This window comes from Pedobacter mendelii (assembly GCF_014635725.1).
Classification (GTDB): Bacteria; Bacteroidota; Bacteroidia; order Sphingobacteriales; family Sphingobacteriaceae; genus Pedobacter; species Pedobacter mendelii.
On the sequence record NZ_BMDJ01000002.1, the window covers coordinates 459,327 to 479,367 of the forward strand.

Consider the following 20,041-nt stretch of genomic DNA (forward strand, 5'->3'; position numbering starts at 1 on the left):
ACAATCTATGAAAAATATTTTCCAACCCGCAGTAACTAGCGAAGTAATCGAAAGAATTAATAAACTAATTCCTACTTCGCCTCAATTTTGGGGTAAAATGAATGTTTCGCAAATGTTAGCGCATTGCAACGTAAGCTATGAACTGGTTTACGATAATAAACATCCAAAGCCAAATGCTTTTATGAAATTGGTGATGAAAGCGTTTGTAAAAAACATCGTGGTAAGCGAAAAGCCTTATAAAAAAAATAGTCGAACTGCGCAATCGTTTGTAATTACAGATGAAAAAGAATTTGAGAAAGAGAAACAAAGATTAATCAACTATATCAATAAAACACAGCAGTTAGGTGAAAGTCATTTTGACGGAAAAGACTCTCACTCTTTTGGTAAACTAAATAAAGTCGAATGGAATAATATGTTTTATAAACATTTAGACCATCATTTAAATCAATTTAGAGTATAATTAAAATGATTAGAAAAATTTTAAGTGTTGTTATTGGTTATGCAATTTTTGTTATATCATCGCTATTGCTTTTCAAAATTTCAGGGCAAAAGCCACATGCTGATGCCACAAATTTCTTCATAATTTTCACGGCAATTTATGGTGTTTTATTTTCAATTTTTGCAGGGTATGTAACTCAATTCTTTTCAAAAGCTCAAAAACTGAATGTAAATTATATTCTCGCCACAATTATTGCAAGTTTTGCAGTATTTTCTATTTTTAAATCAACCGGCAACCATTGGACACAAATTTTAGCAATAGCCATTTTTGCTCCGATTTCTATTTTGGGTGGCATGCTGAGTAAATATAAAATGTATAAAAATCATTAAAAGATTTACTAACTTACATTATGAAAAGATTAGCGATTTTAGTTGCGTTAATCATCCCACTCTTTTTTTGTACATCATGGGGATTCTTTGCACACCAAAGAATTAATAATCTGGCTATTTTTACATTGCCGTCAGGTATGATTGGTTTCTACAAAAAGAACATTAAATACATCACCGAACACGCTGTCGACCCAGACAAACGCAGATATGCTGATACTTTAGAAGCACTAATGCATTATTTAGATGTAGAAAATTATGAAAAATCTATCGATAGCATCCCTGAAAAATACAATGATGCTTTAGCCAAATATGGGCAAAAACATTTAAATGCCAATGGCATTATTCCCTGGCAAATTCAGCGGACTTACTATAGTTTAGTAAAGGCATTTACAAACAGAGATTCGATTAAAATTTTAAAGTATTCTGCAGATTTAGGTCATTATATTGGCGATGCACACGTTCCTTTGCACACCACATCCAATCACAATGGACAACTAACAAACCAGGTTGGCATCCATGCATTTTGGGAAAGTCGTTTACCTGAATTGTTTTCTACCAGTTATAATTTCATTGTTGGTAAAGCTAATTATATTGAAAATCCATTGAAAGAAGCCTGGAAAATTGTTAAACATACGCACAGCCTTGTTGATACAGTTTTAACTTTCGAAGCTAAATTAGCCGCATCATTTCCATCCGATAAAAAATATAGTTTTAGCGAAAGAAATAATATAGTTCTAAAACAATATTCTGTCGAGTATTCTAAAATCTACCATGACAAAATGAATCGCATGGTGGAGAAACAAATGCGATCTGCCATAATTGAAATAGGCTCTTTTTGGTATTCTGCGTGGGTTGATGCTGGTCAGCCCGAACTAAAAAATCTTATTATAACTGATTTAGATTCCAAAGAAAAGAAAGAAAATAATGATGCAGAAAATAAATATCAAAAGGGTATAGTTATTGGAAGAGAAATTTAACTACCTTTTGGAATCACCTTCAATAATTTCTTCTATCTTTTTTGGTTCCATTCTGCTTTTAACTGCTGCCCAAATTGCGGGTACGAAAGTTACAACAGCAATAAAAAGTATAACCAATTCAAAGTTATTTTTGATGATAGGAATTTGTCCTAACAGGTAACCTCCTAGCAATAATGCGACAATCCATGCCACACCACCAATGATATTGTAATACGTAAATTTGCCAAATGGCATTTTTGCAATACCTGCCACAAATGGTGCAATGGTTCTAAAAATTGGGAGAAACCTGCTTAGCATAATTGCTTTACCACCATGTTTCTCAAAAAACTCATGAGATTGATGATAATATTTCAGCTTTAAAATTTTATTATCTTCTTTAAATACACCAGAACCCAAAACAGTACCCAGCTTATAATTTAGTGTATTCCCGGCGATGGCAGCAACGATCAATATGAGCAGCATTAACCAAATGTTTAAGCCTGTATTACCACCAGCAATTAGTGCGCCTGCTGCGAAAAGCAAAGAATCACCAGGTAAAAATGGCGTAACCACAAAGCCGGTTTCAGCAAAAATAATTAAGAATAAAATAAGGTAAGTCCAAGTTTGGTAATCGCGAATGATTTCTGCTAAGTGAACATCTATGTGGGCAATAAAATCCCAAAGTTGTTGTAATAATTCCATTTATATAATTTTGGCCAAAAATAGGAATATCAAATTGATTAGAAGACTATTCCAGATTTATTAGTCGATTTTAATTAATTATTGACAATTAAACGTTCTCTAAGTTTTCCGGTACTTGTACCCTTATTAACGCCATCGATAAGAATTGTATATGTTTTACCTTTGTAAAAGTTTGTATATGAAATTGTATCTATCACTCCGGTAGAATCAGTAAGGTTAAAATATAATTTAGAATTTTTACCGGTTGGAATAATAATGTACCCTGATTTTTCACCATTACCCAATGTTGTATTTATTATTTTAGAGTCCTCATTTCTAATACTTACTCTAGAACTTAATGTGTAACCAACATTGATAAAAAACAGCCGCGATTTCGATGTATCTGGAGTCAAATCATCTTCATAAACTTTCAAAACTGAGTCTTTTGCTGATGTTTTTATGTAATAAACTGAATAGTTTTTACCCACGTCTAAAGTATATTTCAATGTATCGTTTCCTAATTGCATACCTGCATTCTTTGCAATAATTTGATATTCTTTATCACCCGCAGCCACAATATATGAGCTATTATTTCCATAAGATATACCTGTTGATAACCGAGTACCACTCAAATAAAAATCTTGAGCCGCCTGGTCTACAACATTAAAAAAGCGAACTTTAGTATCAAGATCGAAATTATCATTTTTTACGCAAGACATCATTAAACAAATAATTCCTATGAATAAGAATGTTTTAAGAAAATGTGAAGGTTTAATTTTCATACCTGTAGATAATAACTTATCAACAAAGATAAACTTTGTAAGTTAATGATAAACGAATATATGCTTAACTAATTATCTAAAATAATATGGGGTTCTAAAGTTGCCGCTGTAAGTCCGCTAAACCAAATGGTATAGATTTTGCCTGGTAATAAATCAGATGCTGAAATGGTTTTTACCGAACCCGAGCCTACAACATTACACCTTAAAGCAGCACCCCCATCAACATTAAAATAATTGGAATCTTCTTTAAATAATAATGCATTTATAAATGGAGAACCTGCCTGTATGCTAACGTTTATACCAGCAGCAAAAAATGGCGTTAAGTTAATAAACCTAACCTTTGCGGTTGATAAGTCTGCGTTACTCAAGTTATAATTTATAATTTGCTTATTACCATTTCTATCTGACACTAAAAATGCACTATATGTGATGGATGGCGTAAAATTTAGGCTGGTATTTGTATTCATATTATTGCTTCCAACGTAACTTAAATTTCTGTTGCCTGAAAGAATTTTAATGTAGCCGCTAGTTTCTCCAAACGCCAATGGAGCGGTTGTTAGCTTTTCATTATCCATAAAAACTTCTTGTTTTATTTCGGGTTCAACGGCATTAATAAGCTTAATCTTGGCTTGGCCTTGCACAATAACATCGGGTTCGTTCTTGCTACAAGAAATTAGAGTTAGGCTAAAAATAAATATAATAGGCAGGAAAGCGTTTGAGACACGTTTTGTAAAGATTTTCATAGGTAGCTGTATTTGGTAGTAAACAAAATGGCTTGGTCAAAAACCAAGCCATTTTTCTATGAAAACTAAAAAATTAGTAGCCTAATAACTATTATTCAACATTACTGGCATAACCAACATTAAAACATCTTCGTTTTCATCGTTAGTTTGAGGAATTAATAAGCCTGCTCTGTTTGGAGTAGAAAGTTCTAAAGTAACTTCATCGCCACTTAAGTTGCTAAGCATTTCAATTAAGAAACGGGCATTAAAGCCTATTTCTAAGTCTTCTCCATCGTATTGACAGCTTAAGCGCTCATGTGCTTCGTTTGCAAAATCTAAATCTTCTGATGAGATATTTAATTCGCTTCCATTAATTTTTAACCGAACCTGATGTGTAGTTTTATTTGCAAAAATTACAACACGACGTAGGGTATTTAAAAATAAGCTTCTGTCTATTACCAATTTATTTGGATTATTCTGAGGAATAACTGCCTCATAATCAGGATAACGCTCGTCTATTAAACGACACACTAAATTTATATTTTCAAATTTAAAGAAAGCACTTGTAGCATTGTAATCAACCGATACATTAATATCAGTTGAAGGTAATGCAGCCTTTAAAAGTGTTAAAGCTTTTTTCGGTAAAATAAATGATGTTGCTTTATCAGCTTTGCTATCCATACGGCGATAACGGACCAATTTGTGCGCATCAGTTGCAACAAAAGTTATATGCTGAGGCGATAGCTGACAATAAACACCCGTCATTGCAGGCCGAAGTTCATCATTACTAACTGCAAAAATTGTTTTTGTAATTGCTTCTGTTAAAACCGAAGCTGGTAAATTTACTGATGATGCATTTTCTACAACAGGAATTTTTGGGAAATCATCACCATTTTCGCCACTCAGTTTATATTTACCATCTCCTGCACTAATTTCGATTGCAAATGTAGTATCATCAATATTAAAAGCAATTGGCTGATCTGGTAAAGTTTTAAGGGTATCTAATAAAATTTTAGAAGGAACTGCTACTTTGCCTTCTTCTTTAGATTCTACAGCTAAAGCTGTTGTCATACTGGTTTGCAAATCAGTAGCTGAAATGGTTAAATTACTATCTTTAATTTCGAAAAGAAAGTTTTCTAATATGGGTAAAACTGTGCTGCTGCTTGATGCACCATTAACAGTTTGCAGGTGTTTTAATAAAGTTGATGTGGATACAATAAATCTCATAATATCAATTAGTCTTCTTCAAAAATATAAAAATTATTTAGCGTACCTGTACTTGCGGTAATAATGTTGAAAAATCGCAAAGGATATTAACAATAGCAAGGGTACAACAATATTTATGATTTGCCATTTAGTTTTTTCAATTTTAACCTTTCCTTTATCTAATAATCTGATTTTAACCTCTTTATTACGCAAAACAATTAAATTATCATCATCTGTAAAGTAATCAGCGATATTTAGCAATAAAGCCTTGTTTCCGTAAGTTCGCTGTGTATATCTGTCGAAACCCAAAGGTAAAGGCGAATTATCTTTAGCAATAATCTGATTTTTAAAAATATCGCCGTCGCCAATTACCACCATTTTAGATAATTTACTTACCTCAACTTTTGTAAAGGCCGAACTTATTCCTAAAGGTAAGGGTCTGCCTGCAAAAACGGACTGGAAATTCCCTTCGAGCAATACTCCTGCACTCTGTAGCGGATTTTGAAAAGTTTTCGGATCAGGTTGTTCTGCAACCATTTGTAAAGAAAACAACTTTGGAACATTAAAAATCTTATTAAAGTTAGAGGTAGTTAAGATGTAAGTTTTCTTAACCCCTTTTGAGCCAATAGTATCTACTGTACTTGGAAACTCGGCCTTAATACCATCTAAATTCTTAACCAAACTTGCAGCTGTATCGGGTAATAAAATCGGGTAATAAATCCATGGAACGAGTTGAATTTGGGCCTGGCCACCAACATTTCCCGTAGAAACAGGAATTTCTGCTGCATTTTTATCGGCAATAATATTGTAATTAATTCTTGCGCCATAGATAAAAAGCATATCATCAAGATTTAAGTTTTTATTTAAAACCATTTGACTTCCCATTCCACGAAGACTATCCAATTCTGCAGAAACCTGATCGATGCTCCAAAGCACTCGACCTCCGTTCATCACAAAATAGTTTATTTTATATTTTTCAGTTTCCGAAAAAGGAATTTGTGGCTTTACAACAACCATCATTTTCAGTTTATCTAAACCAGCTTTATCAATTGTATTTAAATCAACGCGGCCAACTTCGTAGCTATTCGCAAGTGTATGCATGGCATCATAAAGCTGTAAATCAGAAGGCTCGCCATTTGCCTCGGTAAAACCAATTCTAGGATTATTTCCATTAATTACCTTTTTAATGCCCGATGTAAAAGTATATTCTAAATTTTCTATCGAACGATTAATGTTGTCTTCATAGCTTCCACCTGCATCTAAATTTTGGAAAAGTTTAACAGGCATTTGCTTACCATCACTTTCAACCATCGCCATTGGAAAAACCAATTTCTGTGTTAATCCACTTTCTGTTTTCACGCTTAAATTAGTAGCTTCTATACCTTGCTGGTATAGATTATTTATAACCGTATCTTGGTCTGCCGAATTTAATCCAGCTAAAGGATCTACAAATATTATCTTAAAATCGGCCTCAGAATACGCTTTATAATCAGTCAATAAATCTTTAACTGAAGACTGTAAACGCTTAAATGCCGCAGGTAATTCGCCATTCAAGAATACAGTAATTATTACTGGTTTATGAGTACCGTGAAGAAGCTTTTTAGTTTTATCATTTAGTGTAAATCGCTTATCTGTAGTAAAGTCAAAACGATGAAATAGATATTTACCGCCAATATTTAATACAACCAAGACCAATAAAACAGAAACTTTTGCAATCCATTTATTCTTCATTATCGTTTGCCTCCTATTGCTAATTTGGTAAACAATAAAAAGAGCGTGCAAAAGCTGATGAAATAAATTAAATCTCTGGTATCTAAAACGCCACGACTAATGGATTGATAATGCTGGTTAATACCGAAAGAAGCTATTGTAGTTTCGAAATTTTGCATGGCGAAAATTTGACTAGAATAGTCAAATCCTAAATAAGCAAAGGCACACAAAGCTGCTGAAATTGCGAATGCGATAACCTGATTTTTAGTTAATGCAGAAGCAAATATACCAATTGATGTAAAGGCAGCACCCAATAAAAATAATCCTAAATAAGAACCAATTACTGCACCTGAATCTATGTTCCCTTCGGGATAACCCAATTTTGAAATGGAATAATAATAAACCAATGTTGGAATAAGTGCAAATAGAACCAATATAAGGCAAGCTAAATATTTAGCTGTTAAAATTTGCCAAAGTGTTACAGGTTTTGTAATCAGCAGTTCATAAGTTCCTTCCCTCTTTTCTTCAGCGAATGAGCGCATGGTAATCGCAGGGATCAGGAACATAAAAAGATATGGAACAAGGTTAAAAAAACCACTAAGTTCTGCGTAGCCATAATCCAATAAGGAAGTACCAGGAAAAAACCAAAGTAAAAGGCTCGAAACTAAAAGAAAAATACCAATGGTAATATAAGCAACCATTGAACTTAAAAAACTAAATAATTCGCGTTTAAATACTGCGTACATACGATATTAATTGCCGAAGATAATTAAATATTCGGGCATATTTAAATGCAGTTATTAGCTTAAAAAAATTAATTGTATAATGCAAATCCAACTCCTACAGAAAAAACTTGGTTTGTAAGTTTTGAATCACTAAAGCCGCCTTCCCACCTTTCCCAATTAATGTTAAGCCAGCCTGGATAGAAAATGTTGCTGAAACGGGAAAAATCAACAGTGCTACCTAAATAAAAAGAAGTATTTGTTTTGAAATCATATTCTGGAGGACTGTAATAAACCTGAGCATCGCTTGATGATGACATTACAGGAAGACTCACTCCAGCTTTACTGCCAACTTTCATTTGTTTTGATTATGCAAATGAAACTGTCGTTACAGCTACAAATAATGCAGTAATTAATGTATTTTACATAAATAGTTTTCAGTTGCAGAAAATTACAAATTACATTTGACAACTATGTAGCTTTTACTTGATCTAATGAAAGTATAATATAAAACTATTATAGTCTATAGCATAAACACATAAGCAAATCGAATTCCTAAAAATCCTTTTGTATTAGAGGTATTTAAAAATATTAGATTTTCGTTCTTTCCTGTCCAGCCTTCATATCTGATACTTAAATCAATCATGTTTTTACCCGAGAGCTTAAATAAGTTGCCTAAGCCTGGCGACCAAGCAAAAAGAGTTTTTTGTTTATTATTTAAAGATAAAGCAGCACCCAATTGCCCTTCAGCATAAAATGTTTCGCTTATATTATATTTTAAACCGCCTTTTACTGGTGCATAAGTTAAATCCTGAATATTTAATAAGTAATTACGTTTACCAAAAAAGTTAATGAAGCCGCCATTCACCGTAATGGCAAATTCTGATGCGATGGGAAACTCAGCTTTTAAAGACGCACCTACACCAATTGAAGAAACACCTGAAAAATTACCTGAAGGAAAACCAGCATCTGCACCTAAGCCAATCTTTGCATTTTGTGCTTTAGCAAAAATTGATAAAAATAAAACCATTAATAATAAAATAAATTTACAGTGTGTTTTTAACATCGGTTTATGCTGTAAGTTTTCTAAAAATATCTTCTAGTGTACTATTTTGATGAGCTTTTTTAATGCCTTCAAGTGTATCATTAGCTACAATTTTACCTTTATTAATGATGATGATATCATCGCAAATCGCTTCAACTTCCTGCATAATGTGCGTAGAGATTACTACGGTTTTATTTTTACCAAGCTCTTTTATCAAAGCTCTGATATCTACCAACTGATTTGGGTCTAATCCTGAGGTTGGTTCATCTAAAATTAAAACCTCAGGATTATGAATAATTGCTTGAGCTAAACCAACCCTTTGGCGATAACCTTTAGAAAGCATTCCAATTTTCTTATGTTTTTCTGGTGTTAAACCCACCATTTTAATAACTTCATCAATACGATTTGATAGATTTTTAAGCCTATACGTTTGCCCCGCAAAGTTTAAAAATTCTTTAACATACATTTCGGCATAAAGAGGCGTATTTTCAGGAAGATAGCCAATGTGCTTTTTCGCCTCGATGGCTTGAGTAGAAATATTATAGTTTGAGATTTCTGCACCACCAGAAGTTGGCTCTAAATAACCAGTAAGCATACGCATGGTTGTCGATTTTCCGGCACCGTTTGGCCCTAAGAAACCCAAAATTCGGCCAGCCTTTGCCTCGAAACTAATCGAATCGACTGCCTTTTGCTTATCGTAATGTTTAGATAGGTTTTTAACTGAAATACTCATACTGTTTTATTAACCGCAAAGAACACTAAGTTTTGCGCAAAGTTTTTTTAAGTCGACCGTCATTGCGAGGCACGAAGCAATCTAATTTATATGTTCTGAAGTTATCTTCTTATTATACCTGAATTTATCCAATTGCTCTGCTGCCTGACCTATGTTATCTGATGATAAAATATCTGCACCATTATTTACCAAATGATAGTAAATATTTCTCGCCGGACTCGCAATTGCACTGTTATCAATGTTGCCCATTGTACCTAAAATGGTAGTAATTCTTTTATCATGAAGATATTTATAAAAATCCTTTTCAGGAGCACTTACACCTACAAAAGCAACAATTCTATCGTTCGGCACTCCTAAACTGTTAAGTCGTTTTAATTCAGATTTCTTCTGAAGCGAAGCAGAAATCATTAAATCTGGTGCTAAGCGATTAACTTCTTGAGCTTGATTTGCCGTGTAGGTAATAATAATAGAATTGCTTTCTACACTATATTGTTTCACCTTTTCAATCACTTTGGCGTAAGAAACACCTTTTTTTAAATCGATGGTTAACAAAACTTTTCCCTTACTCCAACTTAAAACGCTATCTAAAGTTGGGATTTTAAATTTAGTTGTTTTGCCATCATTATCTTTTAAGTTGAAAGCTTTTAGCTCTTCATAAGTATAATTGCCAATCGCTCCTTTTCCTGTTGATGTTCTATCCAATTTATCATCATGCATGATAACCATTACTGAATCTTTGCTATAAGCAATATCAAACTCTATAATTACAGGATTGTAAGTTGTGGCATTATCAAAAGTTTCGATACAGTTTTCTGGAAAACCCGGCATTGGGCCGCCCCTGTGCGCACTTATTAATGGAAAACGATTTTCTGGCGACCATTGTAAAAACTGATACAATTCTTCAGTTTTATTAAATTTAATATAATGATGAACTTTTTCTTCTTGTTTGCAGGATGAAAAAACTGCAATTAATGCAAAGAAAAGTAGGTGATAAAATTTCATGATTCAAAAATAGGAAAAAATGGAAGATGTAAGATGTAATTTGGAAAATGGGTTACAAGTGTTAAATAGCGATTCTGTTTTTGCAATCTAAACCCGATGGCAGCGAACACGGAGTGCAACGAAGTAAAGCGTACAGCGGGACTATTGAAGCCGAAGAATTACTGTTATTGATTTTCAAAAAATTTTGAACCATTTATGGAACATAAGAACATCTAAGCTCATTGCGCTTAGCCCAAAATCTAATACCTTTAAACCCTGCTCAAAAACCTTCAACCTTATACCTTTAAACCCTCCACCTTTTTATTATCTTTGCCTCCATTATGGCTCAAAAGAATAACGACGAACAATTTAAAAATGTAATATCACACGCTAAAGAATACGGTTTTGTGTTCCAAAGTAGCGAAATATATGATGGCTTAAGTGCCGTTTATGATTATGGCCAGTTGGGTGCTGAACTTAAAAACAACATTAAAACTTATTGGTGGAAAGCCATGGTACAAATGCATGAAAACATCGTAGGTATTGATTCTGCAATTTTTATGCACCCAAAAGTTTGGAAAGCCAGCGGACACGTAGATGGTTTTAACGACCCAATGATTGATAATAAGGATTCGAAAAAACGTTACCGTGCCGACCAGTTGTTAGAAAATAAAATTGATGAATTATATTCAGAACTAATAAATTTCAGCGCAGAAAACAAAGCTAAGTTTGAGGAATTTCAACAAGAAATATTAGGCTTAAGTGATGAGGGACAAGCAAGTTGGGTGCCAAGTTTTAAAGATGAAGAAGGAATTTTAGACTCTAATAAATTTCCTTTCGTTGACGAGGTAAGCTGGAAATTTGTTAAAAAAGGATTGGCTCTTGAGGTTGAAATGAACCTGGCGCTAAAATCAGAAAACTTGGCTCTACTAAAAGATTTAATTGTTGATTATAAAGTAATTTGTCCGATTTCTAAAACATCAAACTGGACAGATGTTCGCCAATTTAACCTGATGTTTAGCACGCAATTTGGTGCTATGGCCGAAGGCAGCGATGAAGTTTATCTTCGCCCGGAAACGGCGCAGGGTATTTTCGTTAACTTTTTAAACGTTCAAAAATCGGGAAGAATGAAAATTCCTTTCGGTATTGCGCAGATTGGCAAAGCATTCAGAAATGAAGTGATTGCCCGTCAGTTCATTATGCGTATGCGTGAGTTTGAGCAAATGGAAATGCAATTTTTCGTTCGCCCGGGTGAAGACAAAAAATGGTTTGAATACTGGAAAGAAGCTCGTTTGAAATGGCATAAAGCTTTAGGAACTCCTCCGGAGAAATACCGCTACCACGACCACGTTAAATTAGCGCACTATGCTAATGCAGCAACGGATATTGAATTCGAATTCCCATTCGGATTTAAAGAAGTTGAAGGTATTCACAGTAGAACCGATTTCGATTTAACACAACATCAGGAGTTTTCGGGTAAGAAATTGCAGTATTTCGATAACGATTTAAATGAAGATGGTAAGCCTTACGGAAACTATGTACCTTACGTTATTGAAACTTCAATTGGTTTAGATCGTATGTTCTTATTAACCATGATAAATTCTTTTGAAGAGCAAGATTTAAGTACCGAAGATAAACAGGACAGTCGCACTTTGTTACGTTTACATCCTGCTTTGGCACCATATAAAGTCGCTGTTTTCCCTTTAACAAAAAAAGATGGTTTACCAGAAAAAGCTCGCGAAATCATGGATACTTTGAAATTTGATTTCAACTGTATTTATGAAGAAAAAGATGCAATTGGCAAACGTTACCGCCGTCAGGATGCAATTGGCACGCCTTTTTGCTTAACTATTGACCACCAAAGTTTAGAGGATAACACGGTTACAATTCGCCATCGCGATAGTATGGAACAAGAGCGTGTTGCAATTGCAGATTTAGGTGATATTGTTGGTAAGGCGGTTAGCTGGAGAAATTTATTAGCATAAGGTTTGACCACCTTAAACATCTAAAGATAACTAAGCTGGGTATATAATATTTAGCCGCAGGTTAAAAGCCTGCGGTTATTTTTTTATGAATCGATTAAAATTTTATTCAACCAAAGTGTATAAATCTGTAATTAGATGATAGGAAATTACCTCAAAAATTCTTTGCCCGCAGACATAAAATTGCAGCAGATTATTTAAACGAGCTTGATAAGCATCTTAATGATATTGTTTGAGGCAGAGCAACCAAAATGTTTGAGGTACGGGATTTTGCATCAATCTTACACGTACACCCAACTCATTTTAGTAATACAATTAAATCTGCTACAGGCCATTCGTCTTGTTATTTTTTCGAAGAGCGTTTAATGGAGATTTCTAAATCGATGTTGCGCAACGTGAGTCCACCGATTTCTGAAATTGCCAGGATTTTAACTTACAACCCATCCAACTTTACCAAATTCTTTAAATATTTTTCTGGCCCAAAGCCTAAGCAATATCTGGAAGCTTATTTTCAATCGCTGGTACAGAAAAAGGAAATTGTTACTATATAAAACTTAAGTACTCACCATTTTTAAATCAAATTTGCATTTAACTTTGTTTATCAAATTAAAAGAAAATGGAAAAAAGAAATAAAATTGTACTGGTAACGGGTGGTAGTCGTGGTTTAGGTAAAAATGCAGCTATACATTTGGCAAAAAAAGGTTTAGATGTTATTTTAACTTATCAATCAAAGAAAGAAGATGCAGATGAAACGGTTAATGAACTAATAGAAATTGGCGTTAATGCTACTGCATTACAATTAGATGTAGCCAACGGCAAAACTTTCGACACTTTTTTTGAAGAAGTAAAATCAACTTTAAAATCCGTTTTCAATGCTGATAAATTTGATTATTTAGTAAATAATGCAGGAATTGGAATCCATGCATCTTTTGCTGATACTACTGAAGAACAGTTCGATACTTTGGTAAACATTCAATTTAAAGGCGTATTCTTTTTAACGCAAAAAGCATTACCACTGATAAATGATGGTGGTGGAATTGTGAATGTATCAAGCGGCTTGGCTCGTTTCGCTTTGCCGGGCTATGCAGCTTATGCATCTATGAAAGGCGCAATGGAAGTATTAACGCGTTATCAGGCAAAAGAGTTAGGTGTTAGAGGTATTAATGTAAATATTGTAGCTCCCGGCGCAATAGAAACTGATTTTGGGGGAGGTGCTGTCCGTGATAATGAGCAATTAAATAAAATGATTGCATCGCAAACGGCTTTAGGCCGAGTTGGTTTACCAGATGATATTGGAGGAGTTGTAGCGTTTCTTTGTACAGAAGAAGCTCGTTGGATAAATGGACAACGCATCGAAGCATCTGGAGGTATGTTTTTGTAAGCGATTGTCCGTTTAACAGTTGCCGTCATTGCAAGGTATGAAGCAATATCTCTAATTAGATTGCTTCGCACCTGGCAATTACAAACTGTAAAAATCATTTTCCATACCATTCATGTTTATCAACCCTTGTAATTTCAGTCTGCCCAATTTCGGTTAAAAATTTTCTGGCGCTTACTAAAGTTTTACTTTGATGTTCATCATAATTACTGGCGGATGGAACCAAACTACTAATTTTTACCATTCCTGCAGATTGAATAAACTCTCCTTTACCCATGTATATTGCGGTATGTGAAACTCTTCCTCCATTAACACCACGGCTTTTTGCAGCGGAGAAAAATAACAAATCACCAGGCTGCAAGTTTTTAAGGCACTTTTCAACGCTTATAGAATCGGATTCCAAAACATCAACGGCAGAACCAATGAGTGCTTGCTGAGATGCATCTCTTGGTATAATAATCCCATTTAAAAAATAGCTTGTTTTGGTAAAGCCACTGCAATCGACACCTTTAACCGAAGTTCCTCCCCATAAATAAGGTACTCCTATTAGTGTTTTGGCAGTTTCAAGAATCGCTTCAGCAGTTGGATTTGGTTTTTTCTCCCATTCTGAGAAGAATTTGGTTTCATTTTTCTTGATGTATCCTATTCGCTTATCAGGAAAAATAATTTTATAAAAGCCCTTTTCTTCTGATAAAACCTGAAGTATATTTCCTTTAACCAAATCAGAAACACGAATTGAATTTACATTGGCTCTGCTAAAAGCATGACCGAAATCTGCAATATAAATTAATCTTTTCGAAGCTTTCCAGTCTTCAAAATCTTGCTTATTCATTAAACTAACGGCGATACCATCTGTGTAAGACAAATAACCATCGGGTGTTTTGACCAAATAATAACCTCCCTGTTTTTTCAAAACTTGTACAGGGGTACCTAAAATCATTTGGGTAAGCATTTCTGCAGAATTTTGTGGTGCCGAACGATTATTACTAACAGATAAATTTGCCACCCCGTATTCCATGCCTTTTAAATTTTGTGCAGGCAGTAAGGAGTTTACTTTAACAAAACCTTCAACGTCTTTTGCTTGCTTATCTAAAGCAATTAAAGCTTGCGGTGATGTACTTTCAACTAAAATACTATCGCCTTTAATTTGAACATTAAAATAAACCGACCGCTTATCAGGAGCAAATTCTCTTTTAATCTGATTAAAAATTGTTCTGAAGGTTGCCGTATCAATTTGTGCTTTTGAGGAAATTGACAACACTAAAATGTAAAACAGGATGATTAGTTTTTTCATATTTTAAAAGAAAGTTAAATCTACATATTATAAAAATCTACAATTAGCAAAATGCTGTAACTAATTGCTTACCAAAATATTTGATGTTAAATTTCTAAAACTGAAAATAAATAAATCCAACTTGCGTTTACCTTGAAATACCAAACATGAATCGCCCCTTTTATTGTTTAATTTTTTTTATGATGCTTGGCTGCAGAATGTTTGCCCAAACCTGGACAGATGCCGAATTTAAAAAAGCAAATACTGCAGCTAATTCAAATTACCTAAGCAATGAAGAGAAAAATATTATTCTTTATATTAATCTCATTAGAATTGATGGAGAGAAATTTTACTACACATTTTTAGAAGATTACATAAATAATTACAACTCAAAAGTAAAAAGGTACAGAAATTATAATGAATTAAAACTTACAAAAACCAATCCCTACTATTTATCATTACTGAAACACATTACGGTTGCTAAAAATTTACCGTTATTTTATCCTGATCAAAGATTAAGCTCTTTAAGCCGTGGGCACGCTATAGATTTGAACAAAAATAATTTAGATACACATGAAAGTAGCAACGGTAACAAATTTAGCCAACGCTTATCTAAATACTTTCCAAATAAACCAATGAGCGAGAATATAGACTTTGGCTATTCAAACAGTTTGGATATTGTTTGCCATTTGCTTTTGGATTGTGGAGTTCCTTCTCTTGGTCATAGGTTTAACTTACTCGATCAAAAGTACAGGTTAAATACAGTTGGAGTTAGCATTCAACCTCATCCTTCATATACTTGGTGTGCCGTATTAGATTTTGTCGCGCAACCTACATTTTATACTAGTAATCCTTAAAATTATTAAATTGAAAATTAAGGTTATATAGAAAACATATCAACAACATCTATGTTAGAATAAATAATAATGGTTGATTTATTTATCAATTTCATTTTCAAAATCTCAAATAATACAATATATAAACAATAAGCTAAAAAAAACTAACAAGTACTTCCGGCACTCCTTATGCAAATAACGAAGACAGCATGAGAGTATATCATTGTGGCTTTGCGCTAAAATTTTATACTGAAGATGGTAAAGGGGATTTATTTAGAAATAATACACCAGTATTTTTTGTAAAAAACCCGAAAAAATTTGGTGATTTTATCCATACTCAAAAACGAGATCCACAAACCAATATGAAAAGCCCGACCATGATGTGGGGTTTCTGGAGCTTAAATCCTGAAAGTTTGCATCAGGTTTTAATTTTGATATCGCCACATGGATGGTTTTGGAAGCCATACATTTTCATTGTTAACGATAATTGTATAACGATAAAGATGAACGGTTTTATGTAAAATTTCATTTCAAAACTAAACAAGGCATTCAAAATTTCACGAATGATAAAGCAGTTGATATGAAATCTCAAGCTCCTGACCATTCGCAACGAGATTTATTTGAATCTATTGAAAAAGGTGATTTCCCTAAATGGACTTTAAAAATTCAGATAATGCCATTTGAAAATGATAAAACTTATCACTTAAATCCCTTCGATTTAACTAAAGTTTAGCCACATGCCGATTATCCATTGATTGAAGTTGGAGAACTTGAATTAAACGAAAACCCAGATAATTATTTTACACATGTAGAGCAGGTAGCTTTTGCACCCGCAAATGTTGTAGATGGAATTTTGTATTCGCCTGATATAAATGTTGCAAGGTAGAATTTTATCTTATCCTGATGCACAACGTTATCGTTTAGGTGTCAATTATGAGCAAATTCCAGTGAATCGTTGTCCATTTATGACAAATAATTACCAGCGTGATGGCTTAATGGCAATTAATGGAAACGGTAGTTCTAACCCAAATTATTTCCCCAACAGTTTTGATGATATTGAGGTTGATGAAAGCTATAAACAACCAGTATGGCCTTTAGATTCTCTTTTGGCAGATCAATATGATAGAAATGAACAGGTGAAAACGACCATTACTCACAACCAGGAAATCTTTTTCGCTTAATGGATCAACAAGCTAAGAAGAATACAATTGCAAATATTGTAAGCGCAATGGGCGGTATAAATGGAGTTAAAAAAGATGAAATTGTTAACCGACAACTATGCCATTGGTTTAGAGCAGATATGAATTTAGGTTTAGGCATTGTAAAGGGTTTAGACTTAAATTTAGATAAAGGTATGGAAGGCATGGTTAATTCAGATATAACCGAAAAGGCAACAAACAATTAACAAAATATATTTTATAAAATTCTCAGTCGAATAACTGAGAATTTTTTATTATAATCAAACCTTAATAAGTATATAAAAATTTATATTTGCAGATTAACTTTACACTTTTTTAAGTGTGAAGCAATTTTCGAACTTCATACAATTGCCTAAAAAATAGTACGCAAATGCGCAAAGCGATTTTAGCCTTTATAGACTTTTTCTACCCTCCTTTTAGAAGATTTATTTCTCAACATAATTTTAGGTATTTAGCAACAGGTGGCAGTACATGGCTTTTAGGAAATATCGTTTATTATCTTGCTTTCCATCATCTTTTCCATGTCGAAGATATTGATTTTACATTCTTCACTTTAAAAAGGGAAACAGCAGCATTAGCAGTAGATTTTTTAGTGGTTATACCATATAGCTTTTTACTTAACAGATATGTTATTTTCACACATAGCGAGGTTAAAGCGCATATTCAGCTATTAAGATTTTTAAACTTAAACCTCGTAAATATTTTATTAACCTTTGCAATGCAAAAGTTTTTTATAGAAATATTAGGTATTTATCCAACCATATCCAAAGTAGTCATATCTGTGCTGATTGCCGGTTTTAGCTATTTATATCAGCATTACTTTACTTTTAGCGTAAAGAAAATTAAAGCTAAATAGTTTTACTTAAGTTGAATTCGAATGGCTTAAATTGAAACATTATAAAGCTTGATTGCTGTTAATGATTATGGTTATAATTTGTATAGCCTTAAATATCTAAACGGGATGGTAGCGATATCCTTTTGAGCATTTTTCTTGCGAAAAAGATTTAGCGAACAGCCCGAATGAATTTGCCCATAAAAAGCTGAAGAACCTTTTAATAAAATTTTGCAAACTAATTACTTGCATCATAACGAATAAAACTTAATTTACGTCTGCCTGTTAATTTATCGAGCGGCTTTCTTGCTTAGGTAAATGCAACCACCTAACTTAGCCAGCGACTAACTTTTTATAATACCGAATGAGCGATTTTAATGATTTTAATAATGCCCAGGTAGCTAAATTACCAAAGCATTTGAAGCAATTTATTGTTGCCCAAAATTACGAGAAATATACACCTGTAGATCAAGCAGTTTGGCGTTACGTTATGCGCCAAAATTATAGTTATCTTAAAAATGTTGCTTATTACCCATATATAAAGGGACTAAAAAGTGCAGGCTTAAGTATTGAATATATCCCTGATTTACAAACCATGAACGATAATTTGGGAGAAATTGGTTGGGGAGCAGTAACTGTTGATGGCTTTATTCCGCCTGCAGCATTTATGGAATACCAGGCTTATCGTGTTTTGGTTATCGCTGCAGATATCCGTCAGATTAATCATATTGAATACACACCTGCTCCAGACATTATTCACGAAAGCGCAGGCCATGCGCCTATTATCGCTGATAAAGATTATAATAATTATCTAAGCTATTTTGGTTCTATTGGTGCTAAAGCCATGTTTTCAGCTAAAGATTTTGAACTTTATGAAGCCATTAGAAAACTTTCGATTTTAAAGGAGGCAATCAATTCAGACGAAATGCAAATTGCAAAAGCTGAAAAAGAATTGCGATACATAAGCGAAAATATGGGTGAACCATCTGAAATGGCTTTACTAGGCCGTTTACATTGGTGGACTGTTGAGTACGGCTTAATCGGAACCCTAGAAAATCCAAAAATTTATGGTGCCGGTTTACTCTCTTCAATTGGTGAAAGTGCTTCTTGTATGCAAAAAGAAGTAGAAAAGCTTTGGTACAATATGTATACGGTAAATTATCCTTATGATATTACAAAAACCCAACCGCAACTTTTTGTAACGGAAACTTTCCAAAACCTGATTGATGTTTTAGAGGAATTTGCAAATACAATGGCTTTCAGAAGAGGCGGTACAGAAAGCATCATGAAAGCAATTGATTGCAAAAACGTTGCTACAGCTGTTTACAGTTCAGGCTTACAGGTTAGCGGTGTTTTTACAGATATTGGTATTAGCGCTGCTGACGATGTTACTTTTATAAAAACAATGGGTCCATCTGCTTTGGCAATTAACGGAAAGCAACTACCCGGACATGGAAAAGATTATCACAAAGATGGCTTTTCATCACCCGTGGGTAAATTAAAAAACAAAGCAAAAGCATTTGAAGATTATACGGTTACTGAACTTAAAGCATTAAATATTAGTTTAGGAGAACAAACTACGCTTCTTTTTGAAAGCGGGATTAAAGTTAAAGGCCGTGTAAAAGATATAATTATCGAAAATAATAAAATTCTGCTAATTGCTTTTACAGATTGTTCTGTAACAGAAAATAATGGAAATATTTTATTCAAACCAGAGTGGGGCATATATGATATGGCCATTGGCGAGAAAATCGTTTCTGTTTTTAATGGCGCTGCAGATAAGGATGCTTATGAAGAAATTACTTTAATCAGTACTGCTAAAACACACAAAGTTATTTACGATGATAAAACGCTTCAATTGCATAATTTATATAAAACAGTTAGGGAAATAAGAGAAAGCAGGGAAGGATTAGAACAACTAGAAAATATTTTTGAACAACTTAAATTAAATCATAGAAAAGATTGGCTTTGTGCTTTGGAGATTTTAGAATTGGTTTATCACAAAAAAATCTATCATAAACTTGAAAAGGAATTACTTGTATATCTGGAAATTAAAGCAGGGAGAGAGCCAGATTATACGAAACTCATTAACGATGGCTTACATGTAATTAAAAATCCGGTTAGTCAATTGGTAATAGAATAGTAAATTTGCCAAAAGATTCAGGCTATTAAGAA

The 20,041-nt window shown here is 33.5% G+C and carries 23 protein-coding genes and 1 pseudogene; 13 read left to right on the forward strand and 11 right to left on the reverse strand.

Annotated elements, in window-relative coordinates; translation table 11 throughout:
• Positions 1–7: 7 nt before the first annotated feature.
• From IEV50_RS05415 to IEV50_RS05425, 3 genes are read left to right on the forward strand one after another with little or no spacing between them, the layout of a single operon-like run.
• On the forward strand, positions 8–460 hold the full coding sequence (locus IEV50_RS05415; RefSeq protein ID WP_188412221.1) for a DUF1569 domain-containing protein: 453 nt from the start codon (positions 8–10) through the stop codon (positions 458–460).
• A gap of 5 nt (positions 461–465) precedes the next feature.
• Positions 466–828 (forward strand): hypothetical protein, encoded by a 363-nt coding sequence (locus IEV50_RS05420; protein WP_188412222.1) that lies wholly within the window; start codon positions 466–468, stop codon positions 826–828.
• Positions 829–848: 20 nt separating this feature from the next.
• Positions 849–1,805, forward strand: coding sequence for a zinc dependent phospholipase C family protein (locus IEV50_RS05425; protein WP_188412223.1), 957 nt, complete (start codon positions 849–851; stop codon positions 1,803–1,805).
• Here IEV50_RS05425 and IEV50_RS05430 read toward each other — a convergent pair whose 3' ends face one another.
• The 10 genes from IEV50_RS05430 to IEV50_RS05475 form a co-directional block, all read right to left on the reverse strand.
• A complete protein-coding gene (locus IEV50_RS05430) occupies positions 1,806–2,486 on the reverse strand; it encodes a DedA family protein (RefSeq protein WP_188412224.1) in 681 nt (226 codons plus the stop codon).
• 74 nt (positions 2,487–2,560) lie between these two features.
• Positions 2,561–3,247 (reverse strand): DUF4397 domain-containing protein, encoded by a 687-nt coding sequence (locus IEV50_RS05435; protein WP_188412225.1) that lies wholly within the window; start codon positions 3,245–3,247, stop codon positions 2,561–2,563.
• A gap of 68 nt (positions 3,248–3,315) precedes the next feature.
• A complete protein-coding gene (locus IEV50_RS05440; protein WP_188412226.1) occupies positions 3,316–3,990 on the reverse strand; it encodes a DUF4397 domain-containing protein in 675 nt (224 codons plus the stop codon).
• 81 nt (positions 3,991–4,071) lie between these two features.
• Positions 4,072–5,196, reverse strand: coding sequence for a DNA polymerase III subunit beta (dnaN, locus tag IEV50_RS05445; protein ID WP_188412227.1), 1,125 nt, complete (start codon positions 5,194–5,196; stop codon positions 4,072–4,074).
• 33 nt (positions 5,197–5,229) lie between these two features.
• Positions 5,230–6,906 (reverse strand): gliding motility-associated ABC transporter substrate-binding protein GldG, encoded by a 1,677-nt coding sequence (gene gldG / locus IEV50_RS05450; RefSeq protein WP_188412228.1) that lies wholly within the window; start codon positions 6,904–6,906, stop codon positions 5,230–5,232.
• Complete coding sequence (gldF, locus tag IEV50_RS05455) at positions 6,906–7,631, reverse strand: gliding motility-associated ABC transporter permease subunit GldF (RefSeq protein WP_188412229.1); 726 nt, start codon at positions 7,629–7,631, stop codon at positions 6,906–6,908. The genes gldG and gldF overlap by 1 nt, the downstream gene beginning before the upstream one ends.
• Before the next feature lie 68 nt (positions 7,632–7,699).
• Entirely contained in the window at positions 7,700–7,966 is a 267-nt protein-coding gene (locus IEV50_RS05460) for a hypothetical protein (RefSeq protein WP_188412230.1), read from the reverse strand.
• A 164-nt stretch (positions 7,967–8,130) separates the two neighbouring features.
• Positions 8,131–8,637, reverse strand: a complete 507-nt coding sequence (locus IEV50_RS05465; protein WP_188412231.1) for a hypothetical protein — start codon at positions 8,635–8,637, stop codon at positions 8,131–8,133.
• 40 nt (positions 8,638–8,677) lie between these two features.
• Positions 8,678–9,385, reverse strand: a complete 708-nt coding sequence (locus IEV50_RS05470; protein ID WP_188412232.1) for an ATP-binding cassette domain-containing protein — start codon at positions 9,383–9,385, stop codon at positions 8,678–8,680.
• 81 nt (positions 9,386–9,466) lie between these two features.
• Positions 9,467–10,387, reverse strand: coding sequence for a glycerophosphodiester phosphodiesterase family protein (locus IEV50_RS05475; protein WP_188412233.1), 921 nt, complete (start codon positions 10,385–10,387; stop codon positions 9,467–9,469).
• Positions 10,388–10,707: 320 nt separating this feature from the next.
• Between IEV50_RS05475 and IEV50_RS05480 the strand changes: the two genes are divergently transcribed.
• The 3 genes from IEV50_RS05480 (at position 10,708) to IEV50_RS05490 (ending at position 13,729) form a co-directional block, all read left to right on the forward strand.
• Positions 10,708–12,351: a glycine--tRNA ligase gene (locus IEV50_RS05480; RefSeq protein WP_188412234.1), complete on the forward strand. Its 1,644-nt coding sequence runs from the start codon at positions 10,708–10,710 to the stop codon at positions 12,349–12,351.
• Between the two features lie 248 nt (positions 12,352–12,599).
• Positions 12,600–12,899, forward strand: coding sequence for a helix-turn-helix domain-containing protein (locus tag IEV50_RS05485; protein ID WP_229746636.1), 300 nt, complete (start codon positions 12,600–12,602; stop codon positions 12,897–12,899).
• A gap of 65 nt (positions 12,900–12,964) precedes the next feature.
• Entirely contained in the window at positions 12,965–13,729 is a 765-nt protein-coding gene (locus IEV50_RS05490; protein ID WP_188412235.1) for an SDR family NAD(P)-dependent oxidoreductase, read from the forward strand.
• Positions 13,730–13,823: 94 nt separating this feature from the next.
• Here IEV50_RS05490 and IEV50_RS05495 read toward each other — a convergent pair whose 3' ends face one another.
• Positions 13,824–15,020 (reverse strand): C40 family peptidase, encoded by a 1,197-nt coding sequence (locus IEV50_RS05495; protein ID WP_188412236.1) that lies wholly within the window; start codon positions 15,018–15,020, stop codon positions 13,824–13,826.
• A gap of 179 nt (positions 15,021–15,199) precedes the next feature.
• Between IEV50_RS05495 and IEV50_RS05500 the strand changes: the two genes are divergently transcribed.
• From IEV50_RS05500 to IEV50_RS05515, 7 genes and pseudogenes are all read left to right on the forward strand, one after another.
• Positions 15,200–15,856: a CAP domain-containing protein gene (locus IEV50_RS05500; RefSeq protein ID WP_229746637.1), complete on the forward strand. Its 657-nt coding sequence runs from the start codon at positions 15,200–15,202 to the stop codon at positions 15,854–15,856.
• Positions 15,857–16,044: 188 nt separating this feature from the next.
• Positions 16,045–16,356 carry a catalase gene (locus IEV50_RS19805; protein ID WP_308785472.1) on the forward strand — a complete coding sequence of 104 codons (312 nt, stop codon included), beginning with the start codon at positions 16,045–16,047 and terminating at the stop codon, positions 16,354–16,356.
• Positions 16,323–16,721, forward strand: a pseudogene (locus tag IEV50_RS19810) (catalase). Before IEV50_RS19805 ends, IEV50_RS19810 begins: the two are co-directional and overlap by 34 nt.
• Positions 16,708–17,016 carry a catalase gene (locus IEV50_RS19815; protein WP_308785473.1) on the forward strand — a complete coding sequence of 103 codons (309 nt, stop codon included), beginning with the start codon at positions 16,708–16,710 and terminating at the stop codon, positions 17,014–17,016. Before IEV50_RS19810 ends, IEV50_RS19815 begins: the two are co-directional and overlap by 14 nt.
• Complete coding sequence (locus IEV50_RS19820) at positions 17,016–17,240, forward strand: catalase-related domain-containing protein (protein ID WP_229746638.1); 225 nt, start codon at positions 17,016–17,018, stop codon at positions 17,238–17,240. Before IEV50_RS19815 ends, IEV50_RS19820 begins: the two co-directional genes overlap by 1 nt.
• Before the next feature lie 164 nt (positions 17,241–17,404).
• Entirely contained in the window at positions 17,405–17,890 is a 486-nt protein-coding gene (locus IEV50_RS05510) for a GtrA family protein (RefSeq protein ID WP_188412238.1), read from the forward strand.
• 340 nt (positions 17,891–18,230) lie between these two features.
• Positions 18,231–20,009, forward strand: coding sequence for an aromatic amino acid hydroxylase (locus tag IEV50_RS05515; protein WP_188412239.1), 1,779 nt, complete (start codon positions 18,231–18,233; stop codon positions 20,007–20,009).
• The last annotated feature ends 32 nt before the right edge of the window (positions 20,010–20,041 follow it).